Raw genomic sequence first — 21,622 nt, 5'->3', positions numbered from 1 at the left:
ACCGCTCGGGTCAGCAAAGGCTTCGCGGCTCGGGTGGTCACGCGTTGCAGTCAGTTCACAAGCACATCTTGTGGTTTGATGATTTGTGTACTGGTCACCAGAAAGTCTGCTGTACGGTTACCGGTCAAGTCGATGGCGATGAAGTGGCGCTGGGTTTGCGGGTTGAAACCCACGATGGCGTCGCCAATACGTCCGCTGAATTCCTGGACGGGCTTGAATTGCGTGTCGGACCTTCGCTCCAGCCCGCGCAGGTCAACCTTGTCGGTGCCGCTGGTGAAATCCATGATTACGTCGGGGTTTGCAGGCGTGGAGTCGCTGGCCTGGTTATAGACGAAACTGTCGGCGCCGCCGCCGCCGCGCAAACGGTCTGCGCCGCCCCCACCCTTGAGGCGGTTGTTAGCGTGGTTGCCGATCAACGTATCGTCATGGCTGCCGCCAATGGCATTTTCCACGGTCACGCCCTTGGCGATGGAAACATTGCCTTTCATTCCGCCCACGTCAGAGAAGGCTTCGGCGTTCAAGTTGATGGTTTGTTTCTGATTGAAACCGGAGCAGTCCAACGTATCGTTGCCGCCGCCATCCCATATGCAAAAAACCGGAGCGTCCCGCGAGGACGTCAGGCTGAAATGATCGCGCTCGGTGTTGGAGTTGAAACCGTAAATGGTATCGCCGCGCCGGGTCTGGTAGTTGGCGCCGTAGGCGGCCTGTATGGCAGCAATGTCATGCATCAGGGGCGCCGCCGAATAGTGGGTCCACTGTGCGTTTTTCGAGAAGTTCTGACCACTTCTGATTTCGGGGTTGTAACTCATCACGCTGTAGGCTTGAGTGTCCTCCAGGTATTCGCGCTTGGCGGGTTGCTCGGTATAGTTGCCGGTATGGTCAAGGCCCAGCGTATGCCCAATTTCGTGGGTCATGACATGTCGGTCGTGACGGTCCGTCTTGGGTTGTGCATGCCCTGAGTCCAGCCATGCCTCGCCGCCTTTTTTGAAGCTTTTGGGATAGGGCAGGGTCGCATAGGATTCTTCGTCGCCCTCGTAAATACCCAGGGTCAGCCGACCCTCGGTACTGGCGCTTTTATGCGAAAACTTTATACGGGCGACATCGGCCCAGGCTTGCATCGACATCAGCGCACGTTTTTTTTGTTGTTCATTTAACTCACGGGCTCCCTTGGGAACATGACTGACCCTGTGCGGCTCACCCGGCTTAAAGAACTCATAGGCAATATCAATGACGCCGTCGCGGTTGCGGTCTTGCCATTTCAATCCCATTTCTCGACTGGTGCGCAGCAGCTGCCTGGCGGCTTGGTCGGTGGTGTAGGACAGCAATGGTGTGTCGTTTACGGCGCCAGGTGGTTGCCGGGCCGATTCAAATAATGCAAGCGGCGTATAAGGTTTGTTAATAACAGAGTGCATCTACTTGAATCCTTTTAATAGGCGAGCGGAGGCGGGAACGTTAACGTTCATGGGTAACGGGATTGCTCCAGGGGGATAGGGTAAAGCGTTGGGGTTACTACCTGCGTGAAGATGACCCGGCGTGGCTTTCAATATTTCCAGTTAAACCCATAATGTCCTCGGGTTTTATTAGTTGGGTACTTTTGATCAGAAAGTCGGTCTGGCGATTACCCGTCAAGTCCACGCCCACAAAGTATCGACCACTGTGTGAGTTGAACTTAATCACGGTATCGCCAATGCGGCCTGTATAGTTGGCGACAAGCCGCAGCGGTGTGCCGGTATTCTTTACCAGGTCGGTGAGATTGATCTTGTCTTTGCCACTGACAAAGTCCTCGATCAAGTCGGCATTGTGATAGGACGAGTCATTGAGCTTTTCGTAAGTGTGTGTAACTGAGCGATGGGCTTGTTGGGTTGGTGTGATTGCGGATCGAGTAATTGGGGCGTCAGGCTGTTGTTGAGGGGCAGGAGTGTTTGCGGAGGCGACAATATCTTTTGCTTTGACTTGCCCATAGGTGCGGATTAACAGGCCGGCTTTACCGTCGCCCGTCAGGTCAATCGCCACGCTGCCCTTGCCGCTGTGTTCATCGTAGGTGAGCACGGTTTCACCGGCCTTGCCTGTCATCTCGTTGACGAAGGCCAGGGCGCTGACATTGGCGTTCTTCATGGCCACGGACACATTGATTTTGTCGGTGCCGCTGACGAAATCCATAATCGTATCGGGGTTTTCGGGCGTGGAGTCAGTGGCACTGTTGTAGTCAAACGTATCCGCGCCGCTGCCGCCGCGCAGCCGATCAGCACCCGCGCCGCCGGTGAACCGGTTATCGGCATCGTTGCCGATCAGCGCGTCGTCGCCTGAGCCACCGATGGCATTTTCCATGACGACACCGCGAGCGATGGAAACGTTGCCCCTGAGCCCGCCGACATCGGAGTACGAGCCGGCCTTGAGATTGATCGTCTGATTGGAAGCGTAGCCGGAGACATCGAGCGTATCATTGCCGCCCCCATCCCATATGCAGAACACCGCATTTTGCCGGCTGGAATTGAGCGTGTAGTGGTCACGCTGGCTGTTGGAATTAAATCCATAAGTGGTGTCGCCCTGACGGATTTGGCGATTGACGCCATAGAGCGCCTGGATGGCGGAAATATCATCCATCATGGGTGAATGTGGATCGGAACGGCCATGGCTTTTGCCGCTTTTCTCTGCACTGAAATAACTCATGACGCTATGGGCCTTCGAGTCTTGTGCATGGCTCCATTGGTTTGCGCTCAGGCCGCCATTGTAATTGCCGCTATGTGCCAGCCCCAGTGCGTGGCCTGTTTCGTGAACAACCAAGTCGTCCGTCACATTATTGGGGTTATAAGTCGTGACGCCGGCATCGTCGTGGTTACCTGGTGAGTTGCCATGGCCGCCGGGCACTGCGGAGGATAGGTGAAACGACATCCTCCCTTCTGTGCGAGGCCCATTTTCCACGAAGGAAAGGTTGGCCGCGTCGCTCCACGACTGCAGGGCACGACGTGCTATTTCTTTCTGGTGCTCATTGAACTGCCTGAAACCGGAGTTGAACGAGTAGCCCACAGAGACCTTGCCATCCCCATTAATGTCACGCCAACGAGTGTCCCAGCGAGTGAGGTTATCGACGGCCTGGCGTGCATCGAATGAGCGCTTGTTGAGGTTGGCCACATACGGGTCGTCAGGTCGTAGAGTAGGGTCTTTGCCATCCCAGTTGCGCTTAGTTGGTGTGTCGGAGGTATTGGGAAGGGTTCCGGGGTTTGGGGTCGACGGGGTGTACGTAGTCGGTTGAATAAGCTGGCGCACAAACGGGTGCTGAACGAGTGGCCGTATAAATGGACGAAAAATCGAGTGCCGGTAGACTTGGTTCAAAGGCCAAAGTAACGGTTGTAAAAAATCCTCCCCGAAGTTTTGGTATGGAAGTGCTAACGACCTGAAGTCGACTCTCATAAGAATAATCCAGATTTTAGTGTGGTATGAGTTCCTTTTACGTATGGGAAGCGCATGTCCGTGTGCTGAAAATACCTTCGCATTCTATAAGTCTATTGGCAATGAACTGGATGTTTGTTGGTTGTTTCTGGGGTGGGGTTTACATGAATTGCAATGCGGGTCATGTTTATTGAGTTTTTGATTTTTACAGGTGTTGTACTGTTTTTCATGCTGATATTTGTCATTTTGAAAGCGCTCTTTTCAATCTTGTTTATTATGTGTTTTTTCGACATACAGAACTACTTACAGAATCGACATTGTTGGTGGAGCTATTATTGATGGTTAAGTAAGAAATTTTACTAAAGTGGCTTTATTTGAAAGTTTCCCCACAGGGCGGCAAATTTTCTTGGACTCGACAGCGTTGAATCGCTTACGACCTTCTGCGCCATGAGCTGACATTTGGCGTTCACTGCGCAGTCGGACGAGCGTGCAGTGCAATTGAATCTTGGCATTAACCCGAACCCACTGTGGTTCGCGTCTGAACCTGTGAACGGATTATTTACTGTTGAGGTTCGGCACCATGTCACATGTACCTTTAATTACGCGTCCCATCGCCTGTAGTGTCGCCGTCACCGTGCTGATGACGCTTGCAGGTTGTGGGTTGTCATCTTCTCCCGAGGCAACCAAGCCGGTCGGGCCCCTATCTGCTCCCCGCCCTGAGGGCGCCTTGGCCAAGCGAGCAGCTACGCCTGTATTGATGGCCGCGCCAATGCCCATGCATGAGGCCGTGGCTTTGGCGTACCGGGCCGAGCCTCAAGAGCGCTATCAGGATCTGCCCGACAACCCGGTCTACAGCGTTGCACAAACCCCGGTCTCGACCTTCAGCGCCGACGTCGACACCGGCAGCTACGCCAACGTGAGACGTTTCCTCAACCAAGGGCGGCTGCCACCTGACGGCGCCGTTCGACTTGAGGAAATGCTCAATTATTTCCCCTATGACTACGCGCTGCCCACCGATGGCTCGCCCTTCGGCGTGACCACCGAAGTCGCCGCCACACCGTGGAACCCGCGCACGCGACTGCTGCGCATCGGCATCAAGGCGACCGACCGCGCGGTGGCTGACCTGGCGCCGGCCAACCTGGTGTTTCTGGTGGATGTGTCGGGTTCCATGGACCGCCGTGAAGGGTTGCCGCTGGTGAAAAGCACGCTGAAATTGCTGGTGGACCAGCTGCGTGATCAAGACCATGTGTCGCTGGTGGTCTACGCCGGTGAGTCGCGTGTGGTGCTTGAACCCACCAGCGGGCGCGACAAAGCCAAGATCCGCAACGCCATCGACCAACTCACCGCCGGCGGCTCAACGGCAGGCGCCTCCGGCATCGAGCTGGCTTACCAGATGGCCCGTGCCGGCTTTATAGAGAAGGGCATCAACCGCATCCTGCTGGCCACCGACGGTGACTTCAATGTGGGCGTCAGCGATTTCGACAGCCTCAAGCAGATGGCCGTCGACCAGCGCAAAAGCGGCGTGTCCCTGACCACCCTGGGTTTCGGTGTGGATAACTACAACGAGCACCTGATGGAGCAACTGGCCGACGCCGGCGACGGCAACTACGCCTACATCGACAACCTGCGCGAAGCCCGCAAGGTGCTGGTGGATCAGCTCAGCTCGACCTTGGCGGTGGTGGCGCGCGATATGAAGTTGCAGGTGGAATTCAACCCCGCCCAAGTCAGCGAGTATCGGCTGCTGGGTTATGAAAACCGCGCCTTGAAACGCGAGGACTTTAACAACGACAAGGTCGACGCCGGTGAAATTGGCGCCGGGCACGCTGTGACCGCGCTGTACGAAATTGTGCCCAAGGGTGAAAAGGGTTGGTTGGAGCCGTTGCGTTACGCCGCCGCGCCTGCGGCTGAAAACACCTCCGCTGAGCTGGCCATGCTGCGCGTACGCTACAAACCAGCGGCGGGCGGTGCCAGCCAATTGGTTGAACGGCCCATCCGCAACGAAACCACCCCGGCCAGCGCCGACCTGCGCTTCGCTGCAGCGGTGGCCGCCTTCGCCCAACAGCTCAAGGGTGATGGCCGCTACACTGGCAGCATGAGTTTGAAGGACACCGCCGCACTGGCCCGCTCGGCACGCGGCGATGACCCGTTCGGGTTGCGCAACGAGTTCGTGCAACTGGTGGAGGTGGCGCAGAGCCTCAAACACTGATCCCGAACATGGCAACAATCAAATGTGCATCGATCCATCGAAAGGAGTTCGCAACCTACATGGCCGTCCCCGATGACTCACCCAGCGACGAATCGCTGCTGGCCCGCTACCGAACCGGCGACGCTGCCGCGTTCGAGGTGTTATACGCGCGGCACCGCCAAGGCCTTTACCGGTTCCTGGTATCACTGAGCAACAAGGCCGAACTGGCCGAAGAGGTGTACCAGGAAACCTGGCTCAGCCTGATCCGCAGCACCACCCAGCCACAGGGCCGGGCGAGTTTTCGTACGTGGCTGTTCCAGATTGCCCGCAACCGCCTGATCGACCACTGGCGCAAGCACGGTATCCACAACCCGCTGCACGACAGCTACGACGAACAACTGCACGCCCAGGCCGACGACAGCGCCGGCCCGGAGCAGCAACTGAGCCTGAGCCGCGACCAGGCGCGCCTCGACGCCGCATTGCAAGACTTGCCCGAAGACCAGCGCGAAGTCTTCCTGCTACGCCTGCACGGCGACCTCGAAGTGCCGCAAATCGCCGCCCTCACCGGCGCCCCGCTGGAAACCGTCAAAAGCCGCCTGCGTTACGCCCAGCAGAAACTGCGCCGCCTGCTGGCCGAGGAGATACTCGTATGACCCACTCCCCACACACACCTGACGACGAGCTGATCCAGCATTTGCGTCAACACAGCACCGGCGAACCGCCTGCGTCCCTCGACGCCTTCATCCTCGCCACCGCCCGCCGCGAAGCCCCCAAGCCGCAACCCAGCCTGTGGCAACGCTGGCTGCAAGCCTGCCGCCAACCGCGCTGGCAAATGGCATTCGCCACCGTCGCCGGTGTAGCACTGATGATCGGCGTGGTGATGCGCGTGCCCGTGCCGCAACCAGAAATCTCCACTGCGACGTTTTCCGCGGCGCCTGCTCCGCAGATGTATACCGCGCCTGCGCCTGCGCCCATGGCACGGATGGCAGCAGCGCCGAAAGTTGAGCGTGCGCTGGTTCAAGCTGAAGCTGCCGGCGCGATGGCGGATGCGCCGGTGGCAACACTCAGCAAGCGCGCACCGCTGGCGTTGCCTTCATTGGAGGAGGGGTTGCAGGAAATTGTGAACCTGCGCCTGGCGGGGCAAGCCAAAGCGGCGGATGAAAAGCTGTTGGCGCTGCATGAGCGCTTTCCCGAGGAAGACTTGCCGGCGCGGTTGGAGGCGTTGCAGAAGCGATAAATGCCTTCAAAAAATCCCGCCACCGCCTACTCGGTGGTGGGCTTTTTAATCGAGTCTTGAAAACAACTTGGCCAAATGTGGGAGCGGGCTTGCTCGCGAAAACGGAGTGTCAGCCAATACATGTGTGACTGATACACCGCTTTCGCGAACAAGCCCGCTCCTACATTGGATCTGCGGCGGGCGCAGAACTCAAGTCAGGCGCAAAAAAGTGTGGGAGCTGGCTTGCCTGCGATGGTGGTGGGTCAGTCAATACATCATTGCCCGAACGAGCGCTATCGCGGGCAAGCCCGGCTCCCACATTTTTGATCATCGTTTGCCTGGAAAGGCGCTGTGGGAGAAATGGGCACAGACTTATTTACACCCCAAGTCAACTATTCGGATAGTGCGGAGACTTGAAGCCCAGGACATACAAAAATTCGCCCACAAAAAAGCCCCAGCTCTTTCGACCTGGGGCTTTTTCATCTGTATCTGGTGCACCCGGCGGGATTCGAACCCACGACCCCTGCCTTCGGAGGGCAGTACTCTATCCAGCTGAGCTACGGATGCTTGTGCGGGCGACATCATACCCATGTCGACCTTGGGCGTCCATGCTGGTCTTTGGCCGTTTATGGGTAGGAATTTGCTGCCAAGAGGCTCTATACCGGCTACCAGTGATCAATACGTTGGAACCCGGCCGAAACACGCTGATCAGAAACATTCGGCAAATGCGCCGTTTTCGTTCTTTTTTTCGAACAGACTATTGCCCTGTACCCCCATTGATCCTAGGATTCGTTTGAGATTTCAAACGCTCTGTCTCCCGTGCGCTATTTCACTTATGTCGCGTGCTGGGGCTGATTTCCCTGACGGCAGCCCACAAGGCGCCTTTCAACAACTCTAATTCGCTCCGCGTGCGCGCGGTGCTGTTAAGGAAAGCCGACATGCAGCTCAAAGATACCCAGTTGTTCCGCCAACAAGCCTTTATTGATGGCGCTTGGGTCGATGCGGACAACGGTCAAACCATCAAGGTCAACAACCCGGCCACGGGCGAAATTCTTGGCACCGTGCCGAAGATGGGCGCGGCTGAAACCCGCCGTGCCATCGAAGCCGCCGACAAGGCCCTGCCGGCCTGGCGTGCACTCACCGCCAAGGACCGCGCCAACAAGCTGCGTCGCTGGTTCGAGCTGATCATCGAGAACCAGGACGACCTGGCGCGCCTGATGACCCTTGAGCAGGGCAAGCCGCTGGCCGAAGCCAAAGGCGAAATTGTCTATGCCGCCTCCTTTATCGAGTGGTTCGCCGAAGAGGCCAAGCGCGTCTACGGTGATGTGATTCCTGGCCACCAGCCGGACAAGCGTCTGATCGTGATCAAGCAACCAATCGGCGTTACCGCGGCCATCACGCCGTGGAACTTCCCGGCTGCGATGATCACCCGTAAAGCTGGCCCAGCGCTGGCCGCCGGTTGCACCATGGTGCTCAAGCCGGCTTCGCAAACCCCGTACTCTGCGTTCGCCCTGGCTGAACTGGCCCAGCGTGCAGGCATTCCGAAAGGCGTGTTCAGCGTGGTTTCCGGCAGTGCCGGTGATATCGGCAGCGAGCTGACCAGCAACCCGATCGTGCGTAAATTGTCCTTCACCGGCTCCACCGAAATCGGTCGCCAGCTGATGGCCGAATGCGCCAAGGACATCAAGAAAGTCTCCCTGGAGCTGGGCGGCAACGCGCCGTTTATCGTGTTCGATGACGCCGACCTGGATAAGGCCGTCGAAGGCGCGATCATCTCCAAGTACCGCAACAACGGCCAGACTTGCGTGTGTGCCAACCGCCTGTACATCCAGGATTCGGTGTACGACGCGTTCGCCGAAAAACTCAAAGTGGCCGTGGCCAAACTCAAGATCGGCAACGGTCTGGAAGAAGGCACCACCACTGGCCCGCTGATCGACGAAAAAGCCGTGGCCAAGGTGCAGGAGCACATCGCTGATGCCCTGAGCAAAGGCGCCAAGCTGTTGGCCGGCGGCAAGGTGATGGAAGGCAACTTCTTTGAGCCGACCATTCTGGTCAATGTGCCCAAAGACGCAGCTGTGGCCAAGGAAGAAACCTTCGGCCCACTGGCGCCGCTGTTCCGCTTCAAAGACGAAGCCGAAGTGATCGCGATGTCCAACGACACCGAGTTCGGCCTGGCCTCCTACTTCTATGCGCGCGACCTGGGCCGTGTGTTCCGTGTGGCTGAAGCCCTGGAATACGGCATGGTTGGCGTCAACACCGGGTTGATCTCCAACGAAGTGGCGCCGTTCGGCGGCATCAAGGCTTCGGGCCTGGGCCGGGAAGGCTCCAAGTACGGGATCGAGGATTACCTGGAAATCAAATACCTCTGCCTGGGCATCTAAGCTCAGCATGAGATTGCAGTAAACGCAGAGGGCACGAGAGCGCTGACCCTTTGCGTGTTTCAAGACGTTATTCGTAGTGGCCGGGAAAGCTGTGGCAGTCGATCATCGCATGCTGCCGTAGTTGCCTCCCCGCCACGTATTCCTTGGACCACGCCACCCGATGAGTGGCGAATGAGGACTTTATGAGCAAGACCAACGCATCCCTGATGAAACGCCGCGAAGCCGCTGTACCGCGCGGTGTTGGCCAGATTCACCCGATCTTCGCCGAATCCGCGAAGAACGCCACCGTGACCGACGTTGAAGGTCGCGAGTTCATCGACTTCGCCGGCGGTATCGCCGTGCTGAACACCGGCCACGTGCACCCGAAAATCATCGCGGCCGTGACCGAGCAACTGAACAAGCTGACTCACACCTGCTTCCAGGTGCTGGCCTACGAGCCGTACGTAGAGCTGTGTGAAAAAATCAACGCCAAGGTGCCAGGTGATTTCGCCAAGAAAACCCTGCTGGTCACCACCGGTTCCGAAGCAGTCGAAAACGCCGTGAAAATCGCCCGCGCCGCCACTGGCCGTGCTGGCGTGATTGCCTTCACCGGCGCGTACCACGGCCGCACCATGATGACGTTGGGCCTGACCGGTAAAGTCGTGCCTTATTCGGCCGGCATGGGCCTGATGCCAGGCGGCGTGTTCCGCGCACTGTTCCCGAACGAACTGCACGGCGTGAGCGATGACGATGCCATCGCCAGCATCGAGCGCATCTTCAAGAACGATGCCGAGCCGCGTGATATCGCTGCCATCATCATCGAGCCGGTGCAGGGCGAAGGCGGTTTCTACGTCGCGCCTAAATCCTTCATGAAGCGTCTGCGCGAACTGTGCGACAAGCACGGAATTCTGCTGATCGCCGACGAAGTGCAAACCGGTGCCGGCCGTACCGGTACGTTCTTCGCCATGGAACAGATGGGCGTGGCTGCCGACCTGACCACCTTCGCCAAATCCATCGCTGGCGGTTTCCCGCTGGCCGGTGTGTGCGGTAAGGCTGAATACATGGACGCCATTGCCCCAGGCGGCCTGGGCGGCACTTACGCCGGTAGCCCGATTGCTTGCGCCGCTGCGCTGGCGGTGATGGAGGTGTTCGAAGAAGAGCACCTGCTGGACCGCTGCAAGGCGGTTGGCGAGCGCTTGGTGACGGGCCTCAAAGCCATTCAAGCCAAGTACCCGGTGATCGGTGAAGTGCGTGCCCTGGGTGCGATGATCGCGGTGGAGCTGTTCGAAGATGGCGACAGCCACAAGCCGAACGCGGCTGCCGTGGCTTCCGTGGTGGCCAAGGCACGTGACAAGGGCCTGATCCTGCTGTCTTGCGGCACCTACGGCAACGTGTTGCGCGTACTGGTGCCGCTGACCTCGCCGGACGAGCAGTTGGACAAAGGTTTGGCGATCATCGAAGAGTGCTTCTCCGAGCTGTAAGCGGATGCTGACTTGATCGACAGAAAAAACCCGCCTCGGCGGGTTTTTTTGTGCCCGATGCAGCACATTCAGGCCATGTTCATTGTACGTAGGTAGCGTGATTGTCTAAGGTGCAAGCATTGCCGATGGAGCGTGCTGGATGACTGCTGTTGATTTACCCGCTGTACCCCGCGTGTTGATTGCCGAGGCGGACCCTTGGTCGCGGGACCTGCTCAAGCAAGTGTTGTTGAATGTGCGCTGCGACGCGCGGCTGGATGTGTGTGCCGATGGCCAGGAAGCGGCCACGCTGTTGCGAGACAAAACCTACGATCTGATCCTGGCGGATTGGGAGCTGCCGGGCGTCGATGGCCTGAGCCTGCTGCGCAGCGTGCGCCAGAAGCACCGTTCGCTGCCGTTCATTCTGCTGAGCAATCGCAATGACAGCGCCAGCGTGCGCGAAGCCTTGCCCCTGGCGCCCACCGCGTACCTGACCAAACCCCTGAACATGGAAGGCCTGACCCAGCGCCTGCAAGACCTGCTGCTCAATGAAGGCGAAAGTGTGTATTGCGAGATACCGCCGCTGGCGCCGGGCATGACCTTGCCGGCCTTTCTGGAGCGCCGCCGCGACGTCTGCGATGGCGCGCCGCTGCGCGTCGATGTGAAAGCCGCGGTGCAGCACAGCCTCGCCCCGGAAGGTCTGGACCTCAAGCAACTGGAAGATCAGGTCAAAACCGACCCGCAAATCACCGCTGTACTGATCGCGGCCGCCAACAGCGCTGGCTATCACGGCACGCCGGTGCAGACCTTATCCGCTGCGCTGCAAAAGCTCGCGGCCGGGCAGAGCATGAACCTGATCCTGGGCCTGGCGCTCAAGCACAACGTAGTGCTGGGTGACCCGGCGCTGGTGGCATACGCCGAGCGCCATTGGCAGTTGTCCCAGGACACCGCCGACTATGCCCGCCGCCTGGCGCGCATGCTGGAGCTGGACCACGAACGTTGCTACTGCGCGGGCATTCTGCATCGGCTGGGCGACTTGGCCCTGTTACGCTGCCTGGAAGACTGGCGCCAGGGTGGTGGGGCGCTGGATGATGAAGTGATTGGCGAATCCCTGTTCACCTTTGGTGCCGCCTACGGTTCGGCGTTGCGCACGCGCTGGCGCTTGCCGCTGGAGCTGCGGCAGTTGATTGCGGCGACCTATTCACTCGAAGGCGGGGTGTATTCGCGCGATGCGCTGGTGGTGAACCTGGCGGCGCAGATGGCGCGATTGACCGAGCATGAAGGGTTGGAAGCATTGGCCAAGGGCAAGACCGCGCGGTTGCTCAAGGTGGGCTTGTCAGAGTTGATGCGGGTGCGCAAAACCTAGCTGGCCACGAGGGGCCAATGTGGGAGCGGGCTTGCTCGCGAATGCGGTGGATCAGTCAATATTTTCGGTGGCTGGCACACCGCATTCGCGAGCAAGCCCGCTCCCACATTTTGACCGAGTTCTAGCCCTCTATCACGCGGTTTTTGCCTTGGCGCTTGGCCTCGTACATGGCGGCATCGGCCCGTGCGAACAGGCTGTCCAGGGTTGAGTCGTCTTCGCGCAGGTTGGCCAGGCCTTGGCTGACGGTCACGGTAAAGTCCCGGCCTTCAAAGCTGAAACTCAGGGCCTGGATTTCCTTACCCAGCCGCTCGGCCACCTGTAACGCCATCTGCGGGGCACAGCCAGGCAGCACGGCGGCGAACTCTTCGCCGCCAATGCGCCCGAACAGGTCACCACGGCGCAGTACGCCGCGACCGCTTTCGGCGATACGCCGCAACACCTGATCGCCTTCCAGGTGGCCGTAGCTGTCGTTGACGTCTTTGAAGTCATCGATGTCCAGCAGCAGGAACGCCAGTGGGGCGCCTTGGGCGCAGGCGCTGTCGAACGCCTGGTTGGCGCATTCGAAAAAGTGCCTGCGGTTGCTGCTTTGGGTCAGCACATCAGTGGTGGCGAGTCGGTGCAGCTCCAACTCCATGTGCTTTTTTTCGGTGATGTCTTCGGCCATGCCCACCACAATTACCGGCTTGCCGGGTTCGACCTGCTGGTTGATATAGCACTTGTCGCTCAGCCAGCGAATCTGACCATCGGCGGTGATGATGCGGTACTCGCGGTCCTCCACGGCGCCGTCTTCCATCACGCGGGCCAGGCTGTGTTCGGCGTAGTCGAGGTCTTCGGGGTGAATGCTGTTGCGCCATTCGCGGTGGTCGGCGAGCAGTAGGCCGGCGGATCGGCCAAACACCCGCTCGTAGGCCGGGCTTACGTACAACACGCGACGGGTTTCCCAATCGATGGCCCACAGCACGGCATTCACGCTGACCAGCAGTGAACTGAGCAGTTGTTCGCGTTCACTCAGCCGTTCGACTTCACCCTGGGCATGCATCAGCGCCAGCAGGGTAGCCGCCGCAGCCGGGCGCGGGTGCTCAGCGACGGGCGCATCGGTTGAATAGGGCTTTTCGGGAACCATCGGCACAACTCTCTCTGGGCACGCCGCAGGATGGAGCAGCGGTCACTACAAGGGGCCGCCATGATGGCGAAGTGTTCCTTGAGAGAGGGGAATTGCGGTGAAGTTCCGTGAACGGGCTGACTAAGAAATGGCGTCAGAAACCAGTTTGTAGTGAGCGGCCATGCCCGCTCACTACAGCAAGCCAGCCTGTCAGACCGCTGCAGGGCGCAGTGAGTAGGTCTTCAACTGGTGGGCAAAATCACGCAGCGATTGAATGCCACTGGCCTCAGCCTCATGCACCCATTCCTTGATTGCCGCCAGCATGTCGTGGCCATTGGTGCTGGTCTTGAGCCAGATCTGCTGCAGTGCCAGGCGCTTCTCGTAGATCACGGTCAGCGCGTGGCTGTGTTCGAGCATGCTCTGGATGCGCACGTGATGGCGGTCATCCAGCAGGCTGGTTTCACGCGACAGCAGGCGCTTGGCACGGTGGAACTGGTGGCGTACCGAATGATCGACCTTTTCCAGTTCCTGCTTGACCAGTGGGCCGATCACCAACTTGCGGTACTGGGCCATGATCTGGAAGCGGTTGTTGAGGATCGCCATGGCAGTGTCCATGTCCAGGTGGCCTTTGCCCTCGACGCGGTGGGCAATCGGCGCGACGCGCTGCACCTTGGCCAGGCGCAGGAAACTGAACACTTTGATCCATGCCCAACCCAGGTCGAATTCCCACTTTTTCACCGACAGCTTGGCCGAGTTCGGGTAGGTGTGGTGGTTGTTGTGCAGCTCTTCACCGCCAACGATGATGCCCCACGGCACCAGGTTAGTGGCGGCGTCACGGCACTCGAAGTTGCGATAACCGACCGCATGGCCCAGGCCGTTGATCACACCGGCGGCCCAGAACGGGATCCACATCATCTGGATCGCCCAGATGGTGATGCCGATGGTACCGAACAGCAGCAGGTCGATGACGCCCATGATCGCCACGCCCAGCAGCGGGTAAGGCGTATAGATTTTGCGCTCGATCCAGTCATCCGGGCAGTTTTTGCCGTAGATGCGCAGGGTCTCGGGGTTCTCGGCCTCGGCGCGGTACAGCTCGGCGCCTTTGCGCAGTACGGTGGACAAACCCTTGATCACCGGGCTGTGCGGGTCGTCGACGGTTTCGCACTTGGCGTGGTGCTTGCGGTGGATGGCGGTCCACTCGCGGGTGTTCTGCGCTGTGGTCAGCCACAGCCAGAAGCGGAAGAAGTGTTTCAGGCCGGCATTGAGCTCCAGGGAGCGATGGGCTGAATAACGGTGCAGATAGACCGTGACCCCAACAATGGTCACGTGGGTCATCAACAGCGTGACTGCCACCAGTTGCCAGGCTGACAGGTCAAGAAAACCGTTGTACCACATAGGCTGTATGGCCCTCAGATAAAGAAAAAAACAGCTCACGCATTATCACTAAGCCTACAGAGAAAACCAGCCGCCCTTTCAGATAGGAGTGACTGGATGTTTCTTATTCTATAATCCGCAGCCTTTGTAGGGCGATTTTGTTTTTTGGGTAAGGATTACTGACCATATGCTGTTTTCGTACCGAGGTGCCCTGCGGATGGGGCTGGTATACCTGCTGGTTTCCATTGTGTGGCTCCAGCTCAGCAACCAGCTATTGATCAACTTTCTCGATGACCCGAGGCAGTTAGGGCGCTGGCTGCAGGTGCGCGGCTATGTGTGGGTGGCCCTGAGCGCGTGGGTCATTTACCTGATCTGTGCGCGTTTTGCCCGCACCCATCGGTTGCAGCAACCCTTGAAAGAAAACCGCGAACGCCTGCAACAGGCCGCCGCCGTGTTCGATTGCACCCGCGAAGGCGTGCTGGTCACCGACGCCCAGGGGCTGATCGTGCATGTGAACCGGGCCTTTATGGAGATCACCGGTTACAGCCGTGAGGACGTGATGGGGGAACGGCCGAGCCTGTTCAAGTCCGGGCGCCATTCGTCGAATTTTTATCAACAGGTGTTTCAGACCCTCGAACGCACCGGCGAATGGAGCGGTGAAATCTGGAACCGGCGCAAAAGCGGTGAGATTTATCCACAGTGGCAAACCATCCGGGTTATCCACAATGACCAGGGCCAGGTCAGCCATTACGTCGCGGTCTTTTCCGACATCAGCGCCATCAAGGACTCCGAGCACGAACTGGCGCACCTGGCCCACCACGACCCGCTCACCGACCTGCCCAACCGCCTGCTGTTCACCGACCGCGCCGAGCAGGCGCTGGCCTCAGCGCAAGTGCACAAACGCGGCTGCGCGCTGCTGTTGATGGACCTGGACCACTTCAAGATCATCAACGACAGCCTCGGCCATAATGTCGGTGACCAGTTGCTCAAGGCCGTCGGCGAGCGGCTGAAAGGCCTGTTTGGCCCCGGCATGACCCTGGCGCGCCTCGGCGGCGATGAGTTCGCCGTGCTGGCCGAAAGTTGTCCACAGGTGGTGCAGGCCGCCGCGCTGGCGCAGCGCATGCTTGATGCGATGAAAGAGCCGTTTGTGTTTGATGGCAACCAGTTGTTTATCAGCGCCAGCATCGGCATCAGCCTGTTCCCCAGTGATGCTTTAAGCGCCGAACAACTGCTGCGCAATGCCGACTCCGCGCTGTTCAAAGCCAAGAGCGCCGGCCGCGAAGGTTATGCGCTGTATACCGAAGAGCTGACGGCCCACGCCCAGCACCGCGTGGAAATCGCCAGCGAACTGCGCCGCGCCCTCGATCAGCAAGAGCTGCGTGTGTATTACCAGCCCGTTCACGACCTGCAAGACAGCCGCCTGGTTGGCGTCGAAGCCCTGGTGCGCTGGCAACACCCGGAGCGCGGCCTGGTGCCGCCGGGTGAATTTATCCCGATTGCCGAGCGCACCGGGCTGATTGCCGACATCGACGCCTGGGTGATGGACCAGGCCTGCCGGCAGATGGGCCAATGGCTGGCCGACGGCGCGCCGTTGAGCTTTATCGCGGTGAATGTCTCCAGCCGTTTGTTTGCCCGGCGTGAGCTGTATGAGCAAGTCGCCCAGGTGCTGCACACCACCGGCCTGGATCCGGCATTTCTGGAGCTGGAAGTCACCGAAAGCGCGGTGATGGAAGACCCCGAAGTCGCCCTTGAGCAATTGCACCGCCTGCGCGAGCTGGGCCTGCGCCTGGCGATCGATGACTTTGGCACCGGTTATTCATCACTGCTGCGCCTCAAGCGCCTGCCGGTGCAGAAGCTCAAGATCGACCAGGGGTTTGTCGCCGGGTTGCCGTGGGATGAGGACGACGCGGCGATTGTGCGCGTGGTAATTGCCCTGGCTAAAAGCATGGGCATGCAGGTACACGCCGAAGGCATTGAGCAGGTGGAGCAGGCGCGGTTTTTGTTGGCGCAGGAATGTGATTTGGGCCAAGGGTACTGGTTTGGCCGGCCGGTGCCGGCGCAAGAAATGGATTGGGCCAGGGCACCGCCCATCAGCACTTGAAATACGATCAAATGTGGGAGCGGGCTTGCTCGCGAAAGCGGACTGTCAGTCAAGACATGTGTGGCTGATTTACCGCATTCGCGAGCAAGCCCGCTCCCACATTTGGATCTCGGCATGCCTTATTTTCTGCGCTGAACTCGTAAATACCCACGCAACCCCACGTCCTGTCAGAAAATTCTTTCTGGTTATATAAACATTCTTAAATAGTATTTTTAAGAATATCCGCGCTTATCTACTATCGCCCTCACGCCGCAAGCAGTGCCGCCACTGCCAGGCACTATTCATTTCAGGAGCGAGACCATGAGCGCATCTCTACGTAGCGTCGACGGCCAGGACGAAGCAGCCATTTTGCGTGAGATCCAGAGCGCCTTGCGCGACCTGCGGTTTGGCGCGGTGGAAATCACTGTGCATAACGCCCAAGTGGTGCAGATCGAACGCAAGGAAAAATTCCGTTTGCAGAACCCGGGTAACAAACCGAGCTAAGCAACAACGGCGATTCGCATGCTAGACCCGCAACTATAAGAAAAAGCCAACACCCAAGAATTTCAGGAGCTTCTATGTCGTCGATTCGCCGTTACGCCCTGGCCGCACTGGCCAGCGCCGTGTTTGCCGGTTCCGCCGTTGCCAAGGACTACGAGTTGCTCAATGTCTCGTATGACCCGACCCGTGAGCTGTACCAGGACTACAACGCTGAGTTCACCAGCTACTGGAAACAGTCCCACCCTGGCGACAACGTCAAGATCCAGCAATCCCATGGCGGCTCGGGCAAGCAAGGCCGTGCGGTGATCGACGGCCTGCGCGCCGACGTAGTGACCCTGGCCCTGGCCGGCGACATCGACGAAATCGCCAAACTGGGCAAAACCCTGCCGGAAAACTGGCAAACCCGCCTGCCGGATGCGAGTACCCCGTACACCTCGACCATCGTGTTCCTGGTGCGCAAGGGCAACCCTAAAGGCATCAAGGACTGGGGCGACCTGATCAAAAAAGACGTATCCGTTATTACGCCTAACCCGAAAACCTCCGGCGGTGCCCGTTGGAACTTCCTCGCCGCGTGGGCTTACGGCCTCAAATCCGGAGGCAGCGAAGCCAAGGCCCAGGAATACGTAAAAGAGCTGTTCAAGCACGTGCCGATCCTCGACACCGGCGCTCGCGGTTCGACCATCACCTTCGTCAACAACGGTCAGGGTGACGTGTTGCTGGCCTGGGAAAACGAGGCATTCCTGGCACTCAAAGAAGACGGCGGCGCCGACAAGTTCGATATCGTTGTGCCGTCCCTGTCGATCCTCGCGGAGCCGCCGGTTGCCGTGGTCGACAAAAACGCCGAGAAAAAGGGCAATACCGAGATCGCCACCGAATACCTCAAGCACCTGTACAGCCCGGCTGGCCAGGAGATTGCGGCGAAGAACTTCTACCGCCCACGCGATGAGAAAGTCGCCGCCAAATACGCCCAGCAGTTCCCGAAACTGGACCTGGTGACTATCGACAAAGACTTCGGCGGCTGGAAAACTGCCCAACCGAAATTCTTTAACGACGGTGGCGTGTTCGACCAGATCTACACGGCGCAGTAAGCCGAGAAACACACACTCACGAAGCCCGCATTCACCTGCGGGTTTTGTGTGTCAGTTCCGCTAACCAAGGACTCTTATGTCGCGTCGTATTTCCCCCGTCATACCCGGCTTCGGGCTGACGCTGGGCTACACCGTGGTGTACCTCAGCCTGATCGTACTCATCCCCCTGGCGGCGATGTTTGTACATGCCGCTCAACTCACTTGGGATCAGTTCTGGGCCATCATTACCGCACCGCGGGTGCTGGCGGCGTTAAAACTGAGCTTCGGCACCGCGTTCGTCGCGGCGATCATCAATGGCGTGATCGGCACACTGTTGGCCTGGGTGCTGGTGCGTTATACCTTCCCGGGCCGCAAGATCATCGATGCGATGATCGACTTGCCGTTTGCGCTGCCCACCGCTGTGGCCGGTATTGCCCTTACGGCGCTGTACGCACCGGCAGGCCTGGTCGGGCAGTTCGCGACGGACCTGGGCTTTAAAATCGCCTACACCCCCATCGGCATCACCCTGGCACTGACCTTTGTCACCTTGCCCTTCGTGGTGCGTACGGTGCAGCCGGTGCTCGCCGATATCCCGCGTGAAATCGAAGAAGCCGCTGCGTGCCTGGGCGCCAAGCCCTTGCAGGTGTTCCGCTACATCCTCGTACCCGCATTGCTGCCCGCCTGGCTGACCGGCTTCGCGCTGGCCTTTGCCCGTGGCGTGGGTGAGTACGGTTCGGTGATCTTCATCGCCGGCAACATGCCGATGAAAACCGAGATTCTGCCGTTGCTGATCATGGTCAAGCTCGACCAATACGACTACACCGGCGCCACCGCCATCGGCGTGATGATGCTGGTGGTTTCCTTTGTCCTGCTGCTGCTGATCAACTTGCTGCAGCGGCGCATCGAAACCCCATAAGGAGGCGCGGAACATGTCCCAATCGTCTATTTCCGCCGCGTCCTCGGCCAACGCTGCCCGTCGTGGCAGCGCGGTGTCGCGGCGCATCCTGATCACACTTGGCTGGCTGGTATTCGCGCTGTTCCTGCTGCTGCCGCTGTTTATCGTGGTGTCCCAGGGCTTGAAGAACGGCCTCGGCGCGTTCTTCACGGCGATCCTTGAGCCGGACGCGTTGTCGGCGCTCAAGCTCACGGTGATCGCCGTGGTGATTTCGGTGCCGCTCAACCTGGTGTTTGGCGTCAGCGCCGCGTGGTGTGTGAGCAAGTACTCGTTCCGTGGCAAGAGCATTCTGGTCACGCTGATCGACCTGCCGTTCTCGGTGTCACCGGTGATCGCGGGCCTGGTCTACGTGCTGATGTTCGGCGCCCAGGGCTTCTTCGGCCCGTGGCTGCAAGAGCATGACATCCAGATCGTGTTCGCTTTGCCTGGCATTGTGCTGGCGACCATCTTCGTGACGGTGCCGTTCGTGGCCCGTGAACTGATCCCGCTGATGCAGGAGCAGGGCACCCAGGAAGAAGAAGCCGCACGCCTGTTGGGCGCCAACGGCTGGCAGATGTTCTGGCACGTGACCGTGCCGAACATCAAGTGGGGCCTGATCTACGGCGTGGTGCTGTGTACCGCGCGGGCGCTGGGTGAGTTCGGCGCGGTGTCGGTGGTGTCCGGCCACATTCGCGGGGTGACCAACACCTTGCCGCTGCACGTCGAGATCCTCTACAACGAATACAACCATGTCGCCGCGTTTGCCGTCGCGAGCCTGTTGCTGATCCTGGCGCTCTTCATCCTGCTGCTCAAGCAGTGGAGCGAGAACCGTATCAACCGCCTGCGCAACAGCGCCGGTGAGGAATAAGTCATGTCGATCGAAGTCCGTAATGTCAGCAAGAATTTCAACGCCTTCAAGGCCCTGAACAGCATCAATCTGGATATCCAGAGTGGCGAGCTGGTGGCGTTGCTGGGCCCGTCCGGCTGCGGCAAGACCACCTTGCTGCGCATCATCGCCGGCCTGGAAACCCCGGATGACGGCAGCATCGTGTTCCACGGCGAAGACGTGTCCGGCCACGACGTGCGGGATCGCAACGTCGGTTTTGTGTTCCAGCACTACGCGTTGTTTCGCCACATGACCGTGTTCGACAACGTTGCCTTCGGCCTGCGCATGAAGCCGAAAAACCAGCGCCCGAGCGAAAGCCAGATTGCGGTCAAGGTGCATGAACTGTTGAACATGGTGCAGTTGGATTGGCTGTCGGATCGCTACCCGGAACAACTCTCCGGCGGCCAGCGCCAGCGTATCGCCCTGGCGCGCGCCCTGGCGGTAGAACCCAAAGTGCTGTTGCTGGACGAACCCTTCGGCGCCCTCGACGCCAAGGTGCGTAAAGAGCTGCGCCGCTGGCTGGCGCGCCTGCACGAAGACATCAACCTGACCTCGGTGTTCGTGACCCACGACCAGGAAGAGGCCATGGAAGTTGCTGACCGCATCGTGGTGATGAACAAGGGCGTGATCGAGCAGATTGGCTCACCGGGCGAAGTCTACGAAAACCCGGCCAGCGATTTTGTGTATCACTTCCTTGGTGATTCCAACCGCCTGCATCTGGGTGAGGACAAGCACGTGCTGTTCCGCCCCCATGAAGTGTCGCTGTCGCGCCATGAGCTGGAAGATCACCACGCGGCGCAAGTGCGCGATATTCGCCCGCTCGGCGCCACCACACGGGTAACGCTGAAGGTCGAAGGCCAAAGCGAGTTGATCGAGGCCGAAGTGGTCAAAGACCACGACAGCCTGACCGGTCTGGCGCGTGGCGAGACCTTGTTCTTCAAGCCCAAGGTCTGGCAAAAAGCCTGAAAACACTGCAAAACCCAATGTGGGAGCGGCGGTGCGACGATTCGACTTGCTCGCGAATACAGAGTGTCAGTCAACAGAAATACCGACTGATACACCGCATTCGCGAGCAAGTCGAATCGTCGCACCGCCGCTCCCACATTCAGACCTTTCTCGGCTCCAGATCACGGCGCGTTACTGGCCCCGAGCGCTGCTCAATCTGCTCCTTGAGACCATGCCGCAACCCCAGCAAAAACGCCAACTCCGCCACCACAAACAACGGCCCCACAATCAGCCCCGACACATCATCCACAAACGCCGGCTTTCTGCCTTCGTAGTAGTGCCCGACAAACTGAATCACCCAGCCCACCACAAACATCCCGATGCCGCTGCTCAGCCACACCAGCGTGCTCTGCGCCGCCAGCGCATGCCCGGCCCACACCGACAAGCCCATCAACACCGTCATCAGCACGCCCAGCGCCAGTTCCAGGCGCAGGTAAAACCATGCCGAAAACAGCGCGAGCAGGACTGCCGGAGATATCCACAGGCTGCCGACGGCCCATTCGGGGCGTGACAACAGCACCGCCACGGCGACGACGATCAGCGGGATGCCGATAAAGTGGCTGGCGATATTGCGCGGGTCGCGGTGGTAGGCGGCGTATTGGCTGAGGTGGTCGACGAGGCTTTTCATTGTTGTTCCTCCTGTAGGATGCTGGATCATGCCCTGTCCGCCTGTGATTGACTGTCAGCTGGGCGACAATC

The 21,622-nt window shown here is 59.3% G+C and carries 17 protein-coding genes and 1 tRNA gene; 12 read left to right on the top strand and 6 right to left on the bottom strand.

The window, feature by feature from the left end; all coding sequences use genetic code 11:
- Positions 1 to 50: 50 nt before the first annotated feature.
- Together FFI16_RS25785 and FFI16_RS25780 are read right to left on the bottom strand one after the other, a co-directional pair.
- Positions 51 to 1,412 carry a M10 family metallopeptidase C-terminal domain-containing protein gene (locus FFI16_RS25785; RefSeq protein WP_256666288.1) on the bottom strand — a complete coding sequence of 454 codons (1,362 nt, stop codon included), beginning with the start codon at positions 1,410 to 1,412 and terminating at the stop codon, positions 51 to 53.
- A gap of 97 nt (positions 1,413 to 1,509) precedes the next feature.
- Positions 1,510 to 3,132 carry a M10 family metallopeptidase C-terminal domain-containing protein gene (locus tag FFI16_RS25780; protein WP_256666287.1) on the bottom strand — a complete coding sequence of 541 codons (1,623 nt, stop codon included), beginning with the start codon at positions 3,130 to 3,132 and terminating at the stop codon, positions 1,510 to 1,512.
- A gap of 838 nt (positions 3,133 to 3,970) precedes the next feature.
- On the opposite strand from FFI16_RS25780, the gene FFI16_RS25775 reads away from it, so the two are divergent.
- Genes FFI16_RS25775 through FFI16_RS25765 form a run of 3 tightly spaced genes read left to right on the top strand, consistent with a single transcriptional unit; the run spans position 3,971 to position 6,812 of the window.
- On the top strand, positions 3,971 to 5,596 hold the full coding sequence (locus FFI16_RS25775) for a VWA domain-containing protein (protein ID WP_138817355.1): 1,626 nt from the start codon (positions 3,971 to 3,973) through the stop codon (positions 5,594 to 5,596).
- Positions 5,597 to 5,655: 59 nt separating this feature from the next.
- Positions 5,656 to 6,228 (top strand): RNA polymerase sigma factor, encoded by a 573-nt coding sequence (locus tag FFI16_RS25770; RefSeq protein WP_017136679.1) that lies wholly within the window; start codon positions 5,656 to 5,658, stop codon positions 6,226 to 6,228.
- The gene (locus tag FFI16_RS25765; RefSeq protein WP_138817354.1) at positions 6,225 to 6,812 is read left to right on the top strand and encodes a hypothetical protein; all 588 of its coding nucleotides are present in this window, start codon (positions 6,225 to 6,227) and stop codon (positions 6,810 to 6,812) included. Before FFI16_RS25770 ends, FFI16_RS25765 begins: the two co-directional genes overlap by 4 nt.
- 469 nt (positions 6,813 to 7,281) lie before the next feature.
- Here the strand turns inward: FFI16_RS25765 and FFI16_RS25760 are convergent.
- Positions 7,282 to 7,358, bottom strand: a tRNA-Arg gene (locus tag FFI16_RS25760).
- Positions 7,359 to 7,729: 371 nt separating this feature from the next.
- Between FFI16_RS25760 and gabD the strand changes: the two genes are divergently transcribed.
- From gabD to FFI16_RS25745, 3 genes are all read left to right on the top strand, one after another.
- Positions 7,730 to 9,172, top strand: a complete 1,443-nt coding sequence (gene gabD / locus FFI16_RS25755; protein WP_056858131.1) for an NADP-dependent succinate-semialdehyde dehydrogenase — start codon at positions 7,730 to 7,732, stop codon at positions 9,170 to 9,172.
- A 182-nt stretch (positions 9,173 to 9,354) separates the two neighbouring features.
- A complete protein-coding gene (gene gabT, locus FFI16_RS25750) occupies positions 9,355 to 10,632 on the top strand; it encodes a 4-aminobutyrate--2-oxoglutarate transaminase (RefSeq protein WP_012721619.1) in 1,278 nt (425 codons plus the stop codon).
- Positions 10,633 to 10,771: 139 nt separating this feature from the next.
- On the top strand, positions 10,772 to 11,974 hold the full coding sequence (locus FFI16_RS25745) for an HDOD domain-containing protein (RefSeq protein ID WP_138817353.1): 1,203 nt from the start codon (positions 10,772 to 10,774) through the stop codon (positions 11,972 to 11,974).
- A 121-nt stretch (positions 11,975 to 12,095) separates the two neighbouring features.
- On the opposite strand, the gene FFI16_RS25740 is transcribed toward FFI16_RS25745, so the two are convergent.
- Entirely contained in the window at positions 12,096 to 13,097 is a 1,002-nt protein-coding gene (locus FFI16_RS25740; RefSeq protein ID WP_068933434.1) for a sensor domain-containing diguanylate cyclase, read from the bottom strand.
- 189 nt (positions 13,098 to 13,286) lie between these two features.
- Positions 13,287 to 14,471 (bottom strand): delta-9 fatty acid desaturase DesA, encoded by a 1,185-nt coding sequence (desA, locus tag FFI16_RS25735; protein ID WP_017136693.1) that lies wholly within the window; start codon positions 14,469 to 14,471, stop codon positions 13,287 to 13,289.
- A gap of 166 nt (positions 14,472 to 14,637) precedes the next feature.
- On the opposite strand from desA, the gene dibA reads away from it, so the two are divergent.
- From dibA to FFI16_RS25705, 6 genes are all read left to right on the top strand, one after another.
- Entirely contained in the window at positions 14,638 to 16,551 is a 1,914-nt protein-coding gene (dibA, locus tag FFI16_RS25730; protein ID WP_138817352.1) for a phosphodiesterase DibA, read from the top strand.
- 300 nt (positions 16,552 to 16,851) lie between these two features.
- Positions 16,852 to 17,034, top strand: coding sequence for a sulfur starvation response protein OscA (gene oscA / locus FFI16_RS25725; RefSeq protein ID WP_003170956.1), 183 nt, complete (start codon positions 16,852 to 16,854; stop codon positions 17,032 to 17,034).
- Between the two features lie 74 nt (positions 17,035 to 17,108).
- The gene (locus tag FFI16_RS25720) at positions 17,109 to 18,119 is read left to right on the top strand and encodes a sulfate ABC transporter substrate-binding protein (RefSeq protein WP_138817351.1); all 1,011 of its coding nucleotides are present in this window, start codon (positions 17,109 to 17,111) and stop codon (positions 18,117 to 18,119) included.
- A 76-nt stretch (positions 18,120 to 18,195) separates the two neighbouring features.
- Positions 18,196 to 19,014 carry a sulfate ABC transporter permease subunit CysT gene (gene cysT, locus FFI16_RS25715; RefSeq protein ID WP_065930892.1) on the top strand — a complete coding sequence of 273 codons (819 nt, stop codon included), beginning with the start codon at positions 18,196 to 18,198 and terminating at the stop codon, positions 19,012 to 19,014.
- Between the two features lie 13 nt (positions 19,015 to 19,027).
- Positions 19,028 to 19,900 (top strand): sulfate ABC transporter permease subunit CysW, encoded by an 873-nt coding sequence (gene cysW / locus FFI16_RS25710; protein WP_138817350.1) that lies wholly within the window; start codon positions 19,028 to 19,030, stop codon positions 19,898 to 19,900.
- Between the two features lie 3 nt (positions 19,901 to 19,903).
- The gene (locus tag FFI16_RS25705) at positions 19,904 to 20,884 is read left to right on the top strand and encodes a sulfate/molybdate ABC transporter ATP-binding protein (protein ID WP_065930891.1); all 981 of its coding nucleotides are present in this window, start codon (positions 19,904 to 19,906) and stop codon (positions 20,882 to 20,884) included.
- Between the two features lie 139 nt (positions 20,885 to 21,023).
- Here the strand turns inward: FFI16_RS25705 and FFI16_RS25700 are convergent, their stop codons facing one another.
- Positions 21,024 to 21,551 (bottom strand): DUF962 domain-containing protein, encoded by a 528-nt coding sequence (locus tag FFI16_RS25700; protein ID WP_138817349.1) that lies wholly within the window; start codon positions 21,549 to 21,551, stop codon positions 21,024 to 21,026.
- Positions 21,552 to 21,622 lie beyond the last annotated feature (71 nt).

Source organism: Pseudomonas sp. KBS0710, assembly GCF_005938045.2.
In the GTDB taxonomy this organism is placed as follows: Bacteria; Pseudomonadota; Gammaproteobacteria; order Pseudomonadales; family Pseudomonadaceae; genus Aquipseudomonas.
Note: the sequence above shows the minus strand (reverse complement) of the source record. Positions and strands in the feature narration are given on the sequence as shown.

What these genes read in the sequence shown, in the direction of transcription:
- cysW (WP_138817350.1), top strand. Translation starts at nt 19,028, where the DNA reads ATGTCCCAATCGTCTATTTCCGCCGCGTCCTCGGCCAACGCTGCCCGT.
- FFI16_RS25740 (WP_068933434.1), bottom strand. Translation starts at nt 13,097, where the DNA reads ATGGTTCCCGAAAAGCCCTATTCAACCGATGCGCCCGTCGCTGAGCAC.
- FFI16_RS25745 (WP_138817353.1), top strand. Translation starts at nt 10,772, where the DNA reads ATGACTGCTGTTGATTTACCCGCTGTACCCCGCGTGTTGATTGCCGAG.
- FFI16_RS25765 (WP_138817354.1), top strand. Translation starts at nt 6,225, where the DNA reads ATGACCCACTCCCCACACACACCTGACGACGAGCTGATCCAGCATTTG.
- gabD (WP_056858131.1), top strand. Translation starts at nt 7,730, where the DNA reads ATGCAGCTCAAAGATACCCAGTTGTTCCGCCAACAAGCCTTTATTGAT.
- FFI16_RS25770 (WP_017136679.1), top strand. Translation starts at nt 5,656, where the DNA reads ATGGCCGTCCCCGATGACTCACCCAGCGACGAATCGCTGCTGGCCCGC.
- oscA (WP_003170956.1), top strand. Translation starts at nt 16,852, where the DNA reads ATGAGCGCATCTCTACGTAGCGTCGACGGCCAGGACGAAGCAGCCATT.
- FFI16_RS25775 (WP_138817355.1), top strand. Translation starts at nt 3,971, where the DNA reads ATGTCACATGTACCTTTAATTACGCGTCCCATCGCCTGTAGTGTCGCC.
- desA (WP_017136693.1), bottom strand. Translation starts at nt 14,471, where the DNA reads ATGTGGTACAACGGTTTTCTTGACCTGTCAGCCTGGCAACTGGTGGCA.
- gabT (WP_012721619.1), top strand. Translation starts at nt 9,355, where the DNA reads ATGAGCAAGACCAACGCATCCCTGATGAAACGCCGCGAAGCCGCTGTA.
- FFI16_RS25720 (WP_138817351.1), top strand. Translation starts at nt 17,109, where the DNA reads ATGTCGTCGATTCGCCGTTACGCCCTGGCCGCACTGGCCAGCGCCGTG.
- FFI16_RS25705 (WP_065930891.1), top strand. Translation starts at nt 19,904, where the DNA reads ATGTCGATCGAAGTCCGTAATGTCAGCAAGAATTTCAACGCCTTCAAG.
- FFI16_RS25785 (WP_256666288.1), bottom strand. Translation starts at nt 1,412, where the DNA reads ATGCACTCTGTTATTAACAAACCTTATACGCCGCTTGCATTATTTGAA.
- FFI16_RS25700 (WP_138817349.1), bottom strand. Translation starts at nt 21,551, where the DNA reads ATGAAAAGCCTCGTCGACCACCTCAGCCAATACGCCGCCTACCACCGC.
- dibA (WP_138817352.1), top strand. Translation starts at nt 14,638, where the DNA reads ATGCTGTTTTCGTACCGAGGTGCCCTGCGGATGGGGCTGGTATACCTG.
- cysT (WP_065930892.1), top strand. Translation starts at nt 18,196, where the DNA reads ATGTCGCGTCGTATTTCCCCCGTCATACCCGGCTTCGGGCTGACGCTG.